Annotated in this window: 13 protein-coding genes and 1 tRNA gene; 7 read left to right on the forward strand and 7 right to left on the reverse strand. The window is 43.5% G+C overall.

The window, feature by feature from the left end; genetic code table 11:
- The first annotated feature begins 14 nt into the window (after nucleotides 1-14).
- Nucleotides 15-728, forward strand: a complete 714-nt coding sequence (locus AK825_RS13825) for a hypothetical protein (RefSeq protein ID WP_068038690.1) — start codon at nucleotides 15-17, stop codon at nucleotides 726-728.
- 89 nt (nucleotides 729-817) lie between these two features.
- Here the strand turns inward: AK825_RS13825 and AK825_RS13830 are convergent, their stop codons facing one another.
- Nucleotides 818-1,582, reverse strand: a complete 765-nt coding sequence (locus AK825_RS13830) for a hypothetical protein (RefSeq protein WP_149038770.1) — start codon at nucleotides 1,580-1,582, stop codon at nucleotides 818-820.
- A 415-nt stretch (nucleotides 1,583-1,997) separates the two neighbouring features.
- Nucleotides 1,998-2,945, reverse strand: coding sequence for an NAD(P)-dependent oxidoreductase (locus tag AK825_RS13835; RefSeq protein ID WP_068038696.1), 948 nt, complete (start codon nucleotides 2,943-2,945; stop codon nucleotides 1,998-2,000).
- 224 nt (nucleotides 2,946-3,169) lie between these two features.
- Between AK825_RS13835 and AK825_RS13840 the strand changes: the two genes are divergently transcribed.
- Nucleotides 3,170-4,555 (forward strand): valine--pyruvate transaminase, encoded by a 1,386-nt coding sequence (locus AK825_RS13840; RefSeq protein WP_068038698.1) that lies wholly within the window; start codon nucleotides 3,170-3,172, stop codon nucleotides 4,553-4,555.
- Nucleotides 4,556-4,604: 49 nt separating this feature from the next.
- Here AK825_RS13840 and AK825_RS13845 read toward each other — a convergent pair whose 3' ends face one another.
- From AK825_RS13845 to hisB, 3 genes are all read right to left on the reverse strand, one after another.
- Nucleotides 4,605-4,994: a hypothetical protein gene (locus AK825_RS13845; RefSeq protein WP_068038701.1), complete on the reverse strand. Its 390-nt coding sequence runs from the start codon at nucleotides 4,992-4,994 to the stop codon at nucleotides 4,605-4,607.
- Nucleotides 4,995-5,279: 285 nt separating this feature from the next.
- Nucleotides 5,280-5,924 (reverse strand): imidazole glycerol phosphate synthase subunit HisH, encoded by a 645-nt coding sequence (gene hisH / locus AK825_RS13850; RefSeq protein ID WP_068038704.1) that lies wholly within the window; start codon nucleotides 5,922-5,924, stop codon nucleotides 5,280-5,282.
- Nucleotides 5,925-6,581: an imidazoleglycerol-phosphate dehydratase HisB gene (hisB, locus tag AK825_RS13855; protein ID WP_068038706.1), complete on the reverse strand. Its 657-nt coding sequence runs from the start codon at nucleotides 6,579-6,581 to the stop codon at nucleotides 5,925-5,927. It abuts the gene before it with no gap.
- A gap of 376 nt (nucleotides 6,582-6,957) precedes the next feature.
- Between hisB and AK825_RS13860 the strand changes: the two genes are divergently transcribed.
- Nucleotides 6,958-7,380, forward strand: a complete 423-nt coding sequence (locus AK825_RS13860; RefSeq protein ID WP_068038710.1) for an acetyl-CoA sensor PanZ family protein — start codon at nucleotides 6,958-6,960, stop codon at nucleotides 7,378-7,380.
- A gap of 122 nt (nucleotides 7,381-7,502) precedes the next feature.
- Nucleotides 7,503-7,578 (forward strand) — tRNA-Phe (locus AK825_RS13865).
- A gap of 111 nt (nucleotides 7,579-7,689) precedes the next feature.
- Here AK825_RS13865 and AK825_RS13870 read toward each other — a convergent pair.
- Entirely contained in the window at nucleotides 7,690-8,064 is a 375-nt protein-coding gene (locus AK825_RS13870) for a hypothetical protein (protein WP_068038716.1), read from the reverse strand.
- A gap of 205 nt (nucleotides 8,065-8,269) precedes the next feature.
- Here AK825_RS13870 and AK825_RS13875 point away from each other — a divergent pair, with 205 nt between their 5' ends.
- The 3 genes from AK825_RS13875 to AK825_RS13885 all read left to right on the forward strand — a co-directional run bounded on the left by AK825_RS13875 (nucleotide 8,270) and on the right by AK825_RS13885 (nucleotide 11,402).
- Nucleotides 8,270-8,770, forward strand: a complete 501-nt coding sequence (locus tag AK825_RS13875) for a DUF4385 domain-containing protein (RefSeq protein WP_068038719.1) — start codon at nucleotides 8,270-8,272, stop codon at nucleotides 8,768-8,770.
- Between the two features lie 144 nt (nucleotides 8,771-8,914).
- Nucleotides 8,915-9,592, forward strand: coding sequence for a phosphoglycolate phosphatase (locus AK825_RS13880; protein ID WP_068038722.1), 678 nt, complete (start codon nucleotides 8,915-8,917; stop codon nucleotides 9,590-9,592).
- A gap of 100 nt (nucleotides 9,593-9,692) precedes the next feature.
- Nucleotides 9,693-11,402: a formate--tetrahydrofolate ligase gene (locus AK825_RS13885; protein ID WP_068038725.1), complete on the forward strand. Its 1,710-nt coding sequence runs from the start codon at nucleotides 9,693-9,695 to the stop codon at nucleotides 11,400-11,402.
- A 12-nt stretch (nucleotides 11,403-11,414) separates the two neighbouring features.
- Here the strand turns inward: AK825_RS13885 and AK825_RS13890 are convergent, their stop codons facing one another.
- A complete protein-coding gene (locus AK825_RS13890; RefSeq protein ID WP_068038728.1) occupies nucleotides 11,415-13,001 on the reverse strand; it encodes a YifB family Mg chelatase-like AAA ATPase in 1,587 nt (528 codons plus the stop codon).
- Nucleotides 13,002-13,539: the final 538 nt, after the last annotated feature.

The following is a 13,539-nucleotide window of genomic DNA, read 5'->3' on the forward strand; positions in this document are numbered from 1 at the left end:
ACTAGGAGAAGGAAATGTTACAAGAAAAGCTGTTTGAGCGTTATATGAGTATTGCTGAAGAGCATCAAGAGTTTTTAGAAAAATCCTTATCCTATAACGATTTAGCAAAACTACTTTTGGGCAGTGTACCTGATGAATACGAACAAGCGCCTAATAAAATACTAATTGTTGGTAGAGAAACTAAGGGTTGGTTAAAGAGTTGGAATGACTTCCAATATGATAAAAATGGAATTAAGCGGTCAATGGATGAGAGTAAAGACTTCGTACGAGACCAACTAAAAGAAAAGAAAAAAGATACTCGTGGTAAATCATTCTTTAATTTTGTACGTGATATTGCGAAAAAAAGTGGCGATAATGGTATTTTATGGGCTAACATCTATGCCTCTGACTATAAGGGCGGGCATATCAATCACATAAAAGATAAGGACATGATAAAAGAGATAGAAACTATTTCTAAAAAAATTATTGTCGCTCAAATTGAGGTACTAAATCCCGATATCATCATATTCGCTACAGGCAATCAGGGCATTGCAGCAAGACGTAGATACTTCCCAAATTCGGAGTTGAGAGAACGTACAGCTATTGAAGGCTACCCTTCAAAGGATTTATGGGCTTTTAAACTACCCGATTATGACGCTCAGTGTTATCGCATACACCACCCTAGTTCATTTAGTAATGAGAAAAGGCAAGCAAGACAAAAACTTATTGAAATATTGCCGAGCATATAATTATTAAGTGTTAGTCAATCTCCCTATGGGCGTTGTCTGTAACAAAAAAACTTTATAGCCTTTTATGTGTCGAAGCGAGTCATGATTCGTTAATTTTTCGATGGCTCGTCGGGGTATATTACACTGATATAAGCATTGTTTAATGTACTCATTGCCATGCCATAAAGCACCATGTCAGAGTCATTCATTTTCCGATTAACCATTTCTATAATTTCACTAGATTGCTCAAGGTTTCCAGGGTTAATTGTATGGATGTAAAGCAATAGACTTTTAACGTCTTTTATAGGAAGGTTACCTATAAATCCTTCAACCTCCTGTTTATTTTGCTTGAAAAAATCGTCTGATAAATAAAGTTTTGATTCTGCATATTGAGTATATGGGCATTGATTAAAAAAACTGACAATGTCATTCAGATCCATAGCGATATAGCTCCCGTGCACACTCAACATAGCTTGGAACTGATGTACAATCCTATCAACCTGCTTAAGCTCACAGCAAACCACACCATCTATGACGTTATCAATTTCCATAAATCTACGACTGGTTCTTATGCCAATCAACAATTCTGCACCTGACTGTTCTTTTAATGCACTAAGACCTTCTTCATTCCACTCATCGTCAAATAAAAAGAAAGCGCAGCAACAAGGTACGCTAAAGTCACCTTTAGGATCATACATTTTAAATTGTGTTTTTAGTTTCCAGTCGTTGATAATATCATCTGGTATAGAATATTTTGAGCCTGTCGATTTAGTAGCTTTAAGCTGAAAATTTTGGTCTGCAATACTGTTGCCATTATTTTTTGATGGTTTAGTTTTGAGGTTAACTTCATCAAGTGATTGCTGTACATTATTCACTGTAATTCCCTTTATCATCTAAAATAGTTCTATCTGAAGCACGCTGCCATAGCATTTTCATAAAGTTTACTGAACATAATAGCAGAGCTTATTCGGTGGATTACGCCTTATCTACATCTTCTACGAGAATTTAAAAAGTCTAACCCACCCTACGCCAAATCTAACTCTTACCAAAACTTTGCTTAACTAATTAATAGTCGCCTTGAGGAGCGGTTTAGCCTCGACAGTAGCGGGTATAATTATGTGACCACTGGCTTGCGGGGACTTGGCTGAGAGGGTTATACACTATCAGCCTTTAGTCACCGCGCCAGTGGGCATATAAGATATGAGCGGATGGCGAGATTAGCTCCAAAACCCTCAGCATCTAAAGCCTCAAACCAAAACCCTCCCAGCTCACATCTCAGTTATTTTAATCCTAACTATTGTCAATAAAATCATTAATTTGTCGAGTGATTATCTTCCATAGCTTGACTTGCGAGGCTCGGCTGCCTGCACCCATATGCGGGGTTAGAATGATGCGAGGATGACCTTCGTTAGCGAGCTGGACAATCGGGTCATTTTCGCTAGCAGGTTCTTGTTCAAAGACGTCGGTGGCATAGCCGAGTATTTGCTCCTGTTTGACTGCGCTAGCTAAGGCCTCGCTATCGACAATCTTGCCACGTGCGACGTTGACCAGTAGCGGTTTTTTGCTCATTTTGCTTAGGGTGTCTTGGTTAATGAGATGTTTGGTTTCCTCGGTGAGCGGGCAATGTATGGTGATGACATCGGAGTTACTAAGGACGGTTTCAAAGTCGGTATAGTCGTCATTACGAGGCTTGCGACCTTGGCGCTCTGCCCATAGGACATTCATGTCATAGGCTTTGGCAAGCTTGGTGATCCGCTTACCAATGTCGCCGATACCAATCATACCGATGGTTAAGCCTTCGAGGTCAATGGCCTCAGCATCGATGATGTCGGCTCGCCCCTTCTCCTTCCATTCGCCACTTTTGACTTTGTTGTGATAATTGATACTGGCACGCATGGCGCTGAGTAATAGCATCATGGTGTGCTCGGCGACGGTAGCACTGGCAAAATCCGGTGCGTTTAGGACTTTGACGTCGTTGTCTTCGCAGGCTTGTTTGTCAATATGGTTGGAGCCGACAGAGAGGAGCTGGATGAGTTTGAGATTGGGTAGCGCTTCAATCACTTCACGCTCGATACGTAGGGAGCCATTAATCATGATGTCGGCATCTTGACAGCGCTCAATGATGGTTTTATTGTCTTGTGGGGTTTCTTCAAAGGTGACGTAGTCCGTTATTTTTTTAGGGGTAGGTCGCGCAAGGTCGGTAGCAAATCTTTTTTCATCGAGTAATACGGCTTTCATGAGGGACTCCTTTTTTAATGGTAGCTCTTTTATTTAAAACTTACTATATAAGGGTTACAGCTGAGGATGTGTTAGCGTTTGTTAGACATCGGACAAGCTCTTGTGTATTAAGGTCTGCATCAAGCAAGGTTGTTTACTCACCTCGTCGCCGTCATTTGATATACTAGCGCCACTTTACCAATCAAATAACATGACAACCTCCTCCAAAACAGCATGGTAACCTTATGAAATTCTCAAAATTTGGTCAGAAATTTACTCAGCCAACTGGCATCTCGCAACTGATGGATGATCTGGGCGATGCGCTAAAAAGCGATAAGCCCGTCAATATGCTTGGTGGTGGTAACCCTGCGCGTATCGATGCGGTGAATGAAGTGTTTTTGCAGACCTATCAAGCGCTTGGGCAAGATATCCTCGATGCCGAACAAGACGCCAGCGTAAAAGAGAAGCATTCGGATAACACTGCGCTTAATAGCATGAGTAACTACTCGAATCCACAAGGTGACGCGGCGTTTATTGATGCGTTGGTCGACTTCTTTAACCGCCATTATGATTGGAACTTGAGCGCGGAAAATATCGCCCTGACCAATGGCTCACAGAATGCTTTCTTTTATTTGTTCAATCTATTCGGCGGGGCCTTCAGTGATAATAAGCTTGATGAGCATGGTCAAGATAAAGACAACCAGTCCGTCGATAAATCTATCCTGCTACCACTTGCCCCTGAATATATTGGCTATAGTGATGTACACGTCGATGGTCAGCACTTTATGTCGGTGTTGCCGCATATCGATGAAGTCACTCATAATGGCGAAGAAGGCTTCTTTAAATATCGGGTGGATTTTGAGGCATTAGAGAACTTGCCCGCGCTCAAAGAAGGTCGTATTGGGGCGATTTGCTGCTCGCGCCCAACCAACCCAACGGGCAACGTCTTGACCGATGATGAAATGGCGCACTTAGCCGAGATTGCCAAACGCTACGATGTGCCACTGATTATTGATAATGCTTACGGTATGCCGTTCCCTAATATCATTTATTCAGACGCGCATCTGACGTGGGATGAGAATACAATTCTTTGCTTTAGTCTCTCTAAAATTGGCTTACCGGGCGTACGTACTGGCATCATCGTCGCGGCTCCTGAAGTGATCGCAGCGGTCAGCGCCATGAATGCGGTGGTCAATCTAGCCCCTACCCGCTTTGGTGCCGCCATTGCCAAGCCATTGGTAGAAAACGACCGTATCAAGCAGCTATCGGACAACGACATCAAGCCGTTTTATCAGCAGCAAGCAAAACTGGCTGTGAGACTTTTGAAAGAAGCGCTGGGTGATTATCCTTTGATGATTCATAAGCCAGAGGGTGCGATATTCTTTTGGCTATGGTTTAAAGACTTGCCGATTACCACGCTTGAGCTATATGAGCGTCTTAAAGAAAAAGGCACGCTCGTCGTACCAAGCCAATTCTTCTTCCCTGGTGTTGATGTTAGCGACTATCAGCATGCGCACGAATGTATTCGCATGAGTATCGCTGCGGACGAGCAGACATTAACGGATGGTATTGCAGTGATTGGTGAGGTGGTGCGTGAATTATACGATGAGGCTGCAAATAAGAATTCTTAAAGCACTTTATCGTAGGAATGGTTAATTATAGAAATAAAAAACGGACTCATTAGTAGTCCGTTTTTTTGTGCCGTTTAGTCATGGATTGAGGTTTATTGGTTGGATGAAAGATTGTCGTCCACTTATTCAATGCATGAAGCACATAGGGTACCAAGCAAGTATTGATAAGATCACGGATACTTGCCTTTATGTCTATCATTCCTAATGCAGAAAAACCTCTCGGCCTAATAATATGGAGGTTATCCAAATACTCTCCCAATAAAGCAATGCCAGTCACCACGATTAACGCCATGAATGACCTAATACCTTGCTTTTTGATGATGGGCAGCAGCACAAGCAGGCATAGCAAATAAACGCCGACGCCAACATAGATATGCAGAGCATCTTTGGCCAGTCCGGTTATCTCAATGATATCGATTTTAAAGGCAGTAAAGTCCACTGGGTTGTTCCAAATTTAAGATGCCCTAGACTAACCGATAATGCTGATGCTGAATAGCATTTTTAATAGTGAGGCTAGGTAGCAAAGAGAAAATTGGCAAAACTACGACATATAGTCGCAAGGTCACGATATTACCGCTAGCCCCGACTGTAGCGGTATCCTGCTAACGACGATGGCGTTGCGGACTAGGTCTGGGAGTGGTCGCTCGGTTTTAGATGGAACGCTACCAGACCTATAAGTCTGCACGCCAGCGTCTAGGCAGATACAAGCGTAAGGCGGGATTGGCTACACATCCCACTCAACGAAGTTCTTTAACAGTTGCAAGCCAGCGGTGTGGCTTTTTTCTGGATGGAACTGGGTGGCAAATAAGTTGTCTTGAATAACACTGGCACAAAATGGCTGACCATAATCACAAACGGCAGCTACTTGTGAGCTATCGGTAGGCGCGCAATAGTAGCTGTGCACAAAGTAAAAGTGCGCGTTGTTGCCTATGCCATTCCACAGTGGATGGTCAAAATCCATACTGTTAATGGTATTCCAGCCCATGTGCGGTACTTTAATCGTGGCGCCCTGCTCGTCTTTCCACGTTGGGTCAAAGGCTTCTACCGTGCCGTTTAAAATATCTAAGCAATCCGTACCGCCATTCTCAGCGGTCTGCTCAAATAACGCCTGCATACCAACACAGATAGCCATGACAGGCTTGTTAAATATCGCCTGACGTACGACCTCATCAATCCCTGCTTCATGCATACCAATGATGCAATCGCGCATGGCACCGACACCGGGGAAAACGATTTTGTCGGCTGCAGCGACGACTTTTGGGTTATTGGTAATAGAGACTTCTGCGCCTACCGCTGATAATGCTTTGCCAGCTGAGTGCAAATTACCCATGCCATAATCTAATAGTGCAATCTTTGTAGCTCTACTCATCTAGAACGCCTCTTTGGTCGACGGTAGCGTATTCAACGCACGCTCATCATATTCACACGCCATACGTAACGCACGAGCAAAGGCTTTAAAAGTAGATTCGATTTGGTGATGGCTGTTTTTGCCTTTGAGATTATCCAAATGCACCGTCATCCAAGAGTGATTGACGAAGCCGTAGAAGAACTCACTAAATAAATCGACATCGAACTTACCCACGTGTGAACGGGTAAAAGGAATGTCCATATGCAAACCCGGACGACCTGACAGATCAACGACTGCGCGCGTTAAAGCTTCATCAAGTGGCGCATAAAAATGCCCATAACGACGGATGCCTTTTTTATCGCCTAGAGCTTTATTAAAGGCTTGTCCAAGGGTAATGCCCGTATCTTCAACACTGTGGTGATCATCGATAAAAGTATCGCCGGTGCATTTGATGTCTAAGTCAAACAAACCGTGACGCTTGATTTGATCAATCATGTGATCCAAGAATGGCACACCAGTGTCTACAGTGCCTTGACCCGTACCATCAAGATTAACGGTACAGGTAACTTGCGTCTCTGCAGTAATACGCTCGACGGTGGCGATACGTGCTGGGCGACCATGTAGGTTAAGATTTGAAGATGGATTTTGCTCAGATGTCGTTGTTGAATTGGCGGTCATGTCTACTCTCTATCAATGAAAAGCGGTCAATAAAATAGGACGAAAAAGCGCCCAATAAATTGTCATTCGTATCTAAATCAGATAATAACGGAAAAATCCAAAAGAGGGGGTAGTGTCTAGGTAAAATGCCCAGTTATTCAGTTGCTTACATAGGTTTCTTACCTAAGTTGATTACATAACTTTTATGCATTAGCTTCATGTATAAGAAACACTGCCTAGCCTCATCATAGCAAACCCTAACCACTACTGCCACGACCAAGCAGTAAACCACGCACAAAATCATGTCATTCTGCTAAAATAGTGAATTCAGTTTTATCAATCATTACCCGTACTGATTCTACAACGCCATGCTATATCAACTTACTAGGAACCAACTATGCCTTTAGAAGCGATTGCCATCAATAGCTTGGATGCCCCACTCATTAAGAAACCTGCACGTGAGAATGAGTTATCTGAGCGCCTGCATGCCTTGTATGATAGCGATGATGCGCAGCCTGATGGTCTCGAGGTATTAAATATCGTTGAGCAAGGTTTTAAGCGTGGTCAGTATCTTTACGTCGGTATGTTTAATGATAAGCCTATCGCCGCCGTTGCCTGCTTTGATGATGGGCAAACTGATGCCAAGCGCTTGCAGTATCTTACCGTGCATGCAGAAAATCGAAAACGCGCCATCGATGCCAAGTTTATTAAATTGGTTTATGATGCCGAAGTGAAAAAAGGCGTACGTGAATTTGTCCCTGTTGATGCGGATATTCACCGTATCATGAGCGAATATGAGCTACTGCGTGTTAAGGATTAATCCTAAGGTTAAAACCTTGGATTGAGCTTATATTTGACTATTTATGCCTTTTTATCGCCTATTATGCAAAAACCACTTGACAGTAACGCCTATATTTAGTTTAATAGCGCCTCAACGAAGACGGCTCGATAGCTCAGTCGGTAGAGCAACGGATTGAAAATCCGTGTGTCGGCAGTTCGAACCTGCCTCGAGCCACCATTCGTTTAAGAATTCTAAAAAGCCCCAAACATTACTGTTCGGGGCTTTTTTTATGCTTAATTTTTATGGCCTTTTATATAGTAAGTTAGATAGTCAGTCCATAATAAGACACTACTCTTGATACAGCCGACCGCGTAATAGCAAATGACAACGCTCACGCGAGTCTAAATCATAAATTGTTGCGCGGTAATCAATACCGTGACGCCCTTCAAAAAATATCACTCGATCGCCCACTGCTAAAAAACAAGAAGTACGGGCATCATAGATAAAACCATCAATCACAAATGCCAAATCACGATCTATCTCACGCACCATATAGGTCTCGCCTTGCGGAATCAAACGCTCAAACCACGCGCTATGAGCCGCATTAGTGCTTAGCACACTTGTGAGTAGCAGCGCTGATATCATAAGTGCGCTTGTTAATGACATCGTAAAAGTTGAGCCAGCTAAGCTGATTTTATTTACGATATTTTTATTACCTGCCATGAAATCTACCTGCTTAGACCTGCTCAATGATTGATTCTACTAATGACTCTTCTCATGCTAAACACTTACTGTCACGGTTGCATAACATTTTTGTGCTGTTTTTTAGACAGCTGCGCTCAGTATACTCGATAGTATTGATAATGATAAATTTGACAGCTGAATTCTAGAAAGATTGCTACTAGATGATTACTAATAGGGACAAGCTATGAGAGAGTTTGATTATGATTTGGATTATAAAAACTTAGACTTACGTGCGCAGCCTGAGCTGTACCGCGTCGGTCGTGGTGAACAAGGCGTATTATTGGTAGAACCTTATAAGTCCGAAATCCTGCCGCACTGGCGCTTTGCCACGCCTGATATTGCGACAGAAAGCAGCGAGACTATTTATCAGTTGTTTTTAGATTATCTGGCTGCCGATGACTTCGTCGGTGCGGATATGGCGCGCAAATTCATCCAAATGGGCTATACCCGCGCGCGTCGCTACGCCAATCATAAAGGCGGCAAAAAATATAAGGGACCAGTACCTGATGATAAAAAAGGCCAAAGCGGGGCCCATGGGCGCGAAGAATTACCACGGCAAGAGGAAGATCCGATTAAAGCAGAATCTGCCCGTATTTTTAAACAAAAATGGGATATGTGCCGCAAAAATGAAACCTATCTAAAGATGAAAAAAGAGCATCGTGAGCGCTATAAAGAAGTTGAATAGCATATATTGAAAGTCAGATATTAAAAACATTAGTAACAGTTAGTTTTAACGGTTTGCTGTGCTATGGTAATACAGAACGAAAACCTAAAATTTAAATCTAATAACTTAAAAAACGAATGCAATACTTCTAGGTAGCGAGGAATAATGGATAAGCAACTTTTAATTTTTGACTTCGATGGCACCTTAATCGATAGTGTGCCAGATTTGGCTGATGCCACCAACGCCATGCTTACCACTCTTGGTAAAGAAACCTACTCTCTCGACACCATACGTAACTGGGTCGGCAATGGCTCAAGGATGCTGGTCGAGCGCGCGTTGGTGGGCAAGATAGAAGTCTTAGAAGGTGAACTAACGGTCGAGGAAGCCGATCACGCTGAGCAAGTATTTTTTGAGGCTTATAACAATATTAGTGGTAGCAAAACCGTCGCCTACCCAGATGTAGACAGCGGACTAAAAAAACTCAAAGCAGCGGGCTATACGTTGGCATTAGTGACCAATAAACCCATTCGTTTCGTTCCTAAAATCTTGCAATCCTTTGGCTGGCAGGATTTATTTGTAGAAGTCTTAGGCGGTGATAGCCTACCCGTTAAAAAACCAGATCCCGCTCCTCTAATGCATGTCTGTGAGGCGTTAGATGTCACCCCAGACCAAGCGGTCATGATTGGTGATTCAAGAAACGATATATTAGCTGGACAAAACGCCAGTATGAACACACTTGGATTGTCTTATGGTTATAACTATGGGCAAGACATTCGAGATCTAAACCCTACCGAAGCATTTGATGATTTTGCTGCCTTGGTTAAATACCTCTTAAAGGCTTAATATTTTAAAAGATTGGCCTTTTAATAGAACTAGAATAATTAATTGATAAGCAAATAACCCTTTACCCTACGCACTTGCATTCTGCGACGAGACCTTTGATATGACCGTACCTAGCGATATTGCCATCGCCCAAAATGTTACCTTACAGCCCATCAATGACATTGCACAAAAACTTGGTTTATCAGCCACTCACATCGAACCTTACGGACATTTTAAGGCAAAAATAAATCCAGCCGATGTGTTTGCCATGCCAGCTAAGGCAAAGCAGAGCAAATTAATATTGGTCACTGCCATTAACCCAACGCCTGCTGGCGAAGGCAAAACCACGGTCACCATCGGCTTGGCTGATGCTCTGAACCGCATCCACAAGCAACAAAACAGCGGTGAGAGAACGGTGGTTGCCATACGTGAGCCATCCATTGGCCCAGTCTTTGGGATCAAAGGTGGCGCAGCTGGTGGCGGTTACGCGCAAGTACTACCTATGGAAGATATCAACCTGCACTTTACCGGTGACTTTCATGCGATCGGGGCGGCAAATAACCTGCTGGCAGCGCTATTAGACAACCATATCTATCAAGGTAACGAGCTGAATATCGATCCAAAACAAGTATTCTGGCGTCGTGCAGTAGATATGAATGATCGTCAACTGCGCAATATTATCAGCGGTATCGGCAAGACCACAGATGGCGTGATGCGTGAGGATGGTTTTGATATTACTGTCGCCTCTGAAGTGATGGCTATCTTGTGCTTGGCGACAGACTTAAACGATTTAAAACAGCGCCTAGGTAATATCTTAATAGCTTATAACAAAGACAAACAGCCAATCTACGCCAAAAACCTCAATGCTCATGGTGCAATGGCGGTACTGTTAAAAGAAGCCATTAAACCCAATTTAGTCCAAACGATTGAGGGTACGCCTGCCATCGTCCACGGCGGTCCATTTGCCAATATCGCCCACGGCTGTAACTCCGTTATTGCAACCCGCGTTGCCATGCATTTGGCAGACTATACGCTTACTGAGGCGGGTTTTGGTGCCGACCTTGGTGCGCAAAAGTTCTGTGATATCAAGTGTCGATTGTCAGGATTGACGCCAGATGCGGCTGTTATCGTCGCCACCATTCGAGCGTTAAAATACAATGGTTGTGTCGCCAAAGAAAATCTAACCATTGAAAACTTAGCAGCGCTTGAGCAAGGCCTGCCAAATCTAATGAAGCATATCGAAAATATGCAAGAAGTCTATGGACTGCCCGTAGTCGTCGCCATTAACCAGTTTGTCAGTGATACCGACGCTGAGATTGAGCTGGTGCGACAAGCTTGCCTAGAAAAAGGCGTGGAAGTTGCCCTAACGCAAGTATGGGAGAAAGGTGGCGCTGGCGGTGAAGAATTAGCAAATACTTTACTAAGTTTGCTCAATGACAACAGTAATAAACCTAGTCAATTTCGTTTAGCTTATGACAGTGACAACAGTATTGCAGAGAAAATTCGCACGATTGCGCAGCGAATCTATGGGGCTGATGATATTGATATTAGCAGTCTGGCCGAGGCTAAGATAAGCCGCCTAGAAGAACTCAATCTCGATAAGATGCCAGTTTGTATCGCCAAAACCCAGTATTCGCTTAGTGATAATGCCAAACTACTGGGGCGGCCTACGGGTTTTAATATTCATGTGCGCGATATCAGCATCTCCTCTGGCGCAGGTTTTATCGTGGTGATTTGTGGCCCTATCATGAAAATGCCTGGATTGCCTAAACGCCCTTCAGCGGAGCATATTGATCTAGACGATGCTGGTAATATTACTGGGCTGTTTTAATTTAAAAATAAACTACTTACTACGATAACTCAGCGCCTCAGACACATGGGCGCTAGTAATGTCGATACTATCGGCAAGATCAGCGATAGTGCGCGCGACTCGCAATACTCTATGGTAACCACGGGCAGATAGATTCAAGCGTTGCTGAGCTAGCTGTAGTAATTGCTGCTCGCCCTCGCCCAACTGAATATATTTATCAATCTCGCTAGGGCTCAGCTCGTTGTTTACTTTCTGTTGTCGCTTTAACTGATGCTTATGAGCAACAGCTACTCGAGTGCGTACCTGCTCAGATGTTTCGCCAGCTTGAGCGTTTTGCAGGTCTGCAATCGGTAACGCTGGCACAGTAATATGCAAATCAATACGATCAAGTAGCGGGCCTGATAGTTTATCTTGATAGCGCTTAATCTGTTCAGGTCGGCAACGACAACGGCCTGATGTATCGCCATCATATCCGCAAGGGCAAGGATTCATCGCCGCCACCAGTTGAAAGTTTGCTGGAAAGGTCATCTGCGAGTTGGCACGGCTAATAGTGATTTGCTTCGCTTCTAACGGCTGGCGTAATACTTCTAACACGGTACGATCGAATTCTGGTAATTCATCAAGGAATAAAACGCCCTTATTCGCAAGGGTAATCTCACCAGGTTTCGGACGTGAGCCACCACCAACCAATGCCACGGCTGAGATGGTATGATGCACTTGTCTAAATGGGCGCGTACCATAATCGTAATCACTATCTGCCACTGAATAGGTACTGGCAACCTCTAACGCGTCCTCGTCACTTAAATCAGGCAGGATAGTCGGTAGCCGCGATGCCATCAACGTCTTGCCCGAACCAGGTGGCCCTGTAAATAACAGAGAGTGACCACCTGCAGCGGCGATTTCTAAAGCACGTCTAGCATGATGTTGACCTTTGACATCTGCCAAATCTACTTTATAACCTGCATGTTGCTGTGTCGGACTGGGCTGAACGACCTCTAAACGCTCATAAGTAGCATTTGGATTTGTTAGTGATTGCAAATGATCGCAAACGGCTTTTAGACTATCCGCCGCCAATATCTCTACCCCTTCGACACGGCTAGCCTCAGCTCCATTATCTATCGGTACGATTAACTGCGCTGCTTGTGGTTCTTGCAGTTGCTCATTCAGCTGTTGTTCATTACTTTTTGACGCCTTCGATACTTTTGACGTTTTTAAGGCTAACGCTTCCGCTTTTATTGCTCGAGCGACAGCCAAGCTACCTGTCACTTGCCGCAAATTTCCATTTAACGCAAGCTCACCGATAAACTCAAACCCTGATAATACTTCTGGATCCAATTGATCACTGGCTGCCAAAATACCAATGGCAATCGGCAAATCTAGCCTTGCGCCATCTTTGGGCAGGTCTGCCGGTGCCAAATTAATCGTTAGGCGACGATTAGGAAACTGAAATCCTGAATTAAGAATCGCTGAGCGCACTCTATCTTTGCTCTCGCGTACGGCGGCTTCTGGTAGACCCACAATCGTTAACGCTGGCAGGCCTTGCGACAAATGAACTTCAATGATGACCTTTGGGGCATGCAAACCGACGACTGAACGGGTATAGACTTGGGCAAACGACATCAGCGTTTCCTAATATAGAGAGCTATTGATAATAGAGCATTATTTATCAACGCGCAAATGTCGTGTTTTATTGTTTATAAACGTATCAAGTTACAACTGTCTGAAATTACGAGTTTGGAATTAAGATAATTCATTAGCTAGTCTATAAAATGCACGATAGCAGCCTAAGTTTTTGTTGTTCAACACTTTAAAAAAGAAACTCGCTTCTAGATATAAGCCAAACGATAGAGAATTTATACCCAAAATAGCTTTATTAATTTGCTAGCAAAGACAATTAAAGTTGGTATATGATAAACGAGTGCTCTTATGCTTAATCTTATTTAACAAAGACTTACGGCTTACACTTCATTGATAACTTCTTATGACTGTTTGTACTGGTATAAGGACATTCTAAAACCTCAACCTCAACCTCAACCTCAACCTCAACCTCAACCTCAACCTGAAATATCGAAGACCAGCAAGAGCATTATTGGCAATAAAAGGAATTTATTGATCATGTAAAGCTTAATGGTTAGCTTTTGCCACAGCTTTACATAAC

This window comes from Psychrobacter sp. P11G5 (genome assembly GCF_001593305.1).
In the GTDB taxonomy this organism is placed as follows: domain Bacteria; phylum Pseudomonadota; class Gammaproteobacteria; order Pseudomonadales; family Moraxellaceae; genus Psychrobacter.

Excerpts from the sequence above, each read along its gene's own strand:
- AK825_RS13825 (WP_068038690.1), top strand. The coding sequence starts at position 15 with ATGTTACAAGAAAAGCTGTTTGAGCGTTATATGAGTATTGCTGAAGAG.
- AK825_RS13835 (WP_068038696.1), bottom strand. The coding sequence starts at position 2,945 with ATGAAAGCCGTATTACTCGATGAAAAAAGATTTGCTACCGACCTTGCG.
- AK825_RS13840 (WP_068038698.1), top strand. The coding sequence starts at position 3,170 with ATGAAATTCTCAAAATTTGGTCAGAAATTTACTCAGCCAACTGGCATC.
- hisH (WP_068038704.1), bottom strand. The coding sequence starts at position 5,924 with ATGAGTAGAGCTACAAAGATTGCACTATTAGATTATGGCATGGGTAAT.
- hisB (WP_068038706.1), bottom strand. The coding sequence starts at position 6,581 with ATGACCGCCAATTCAACAACGACATCTGAGCAAAATCCATCTTCAAAT.
- AK825_RS13860 (WP_068038710.1), top strand. The coding sequence starts at position 6,958 with ATGCCTTTAGAAGCGATTGCCATCAATAGCTTGGATGCCCCACTCATT.
- AK825_RS13870 (WP_068038716.1), bottom strand. The coding sequence starts at position 8,064 with ATGGCAGGTAATAAAAATATCGTAAATAAAATCAGCTTAGCTGGCTCA.
- AK825_RS13875 (WP_068038719.1), top strand. The coding sequence starts at position 8,270 with ATGAGAGAGTTTGATTATGATTTGGATTATAAAAACTTAGACTTACGT.
- AK825_RS13880 (WP_068038722.1), top strand. The coding sequence starts at position 8,915 with ATGGATAAGCAACTTTTAATTTTTGACTTCGATGGCACCTTAATCGAT.
- AK825_RS13885 (WP_068038725.1), top strand. The coding sequence starts at position 9,693 with ATGACCGTACCTAGCGATATTGCCATCGCCCAAAATGTTACCTTACAG.
- AK825_RS13890 (WP_068038728.1), bottom strand. The coding sequence starts at position 13,001 with ATGTCGTTTGCCCAAGTCTATACCCGTTCAGTCGTCGGTTTGCATGCC.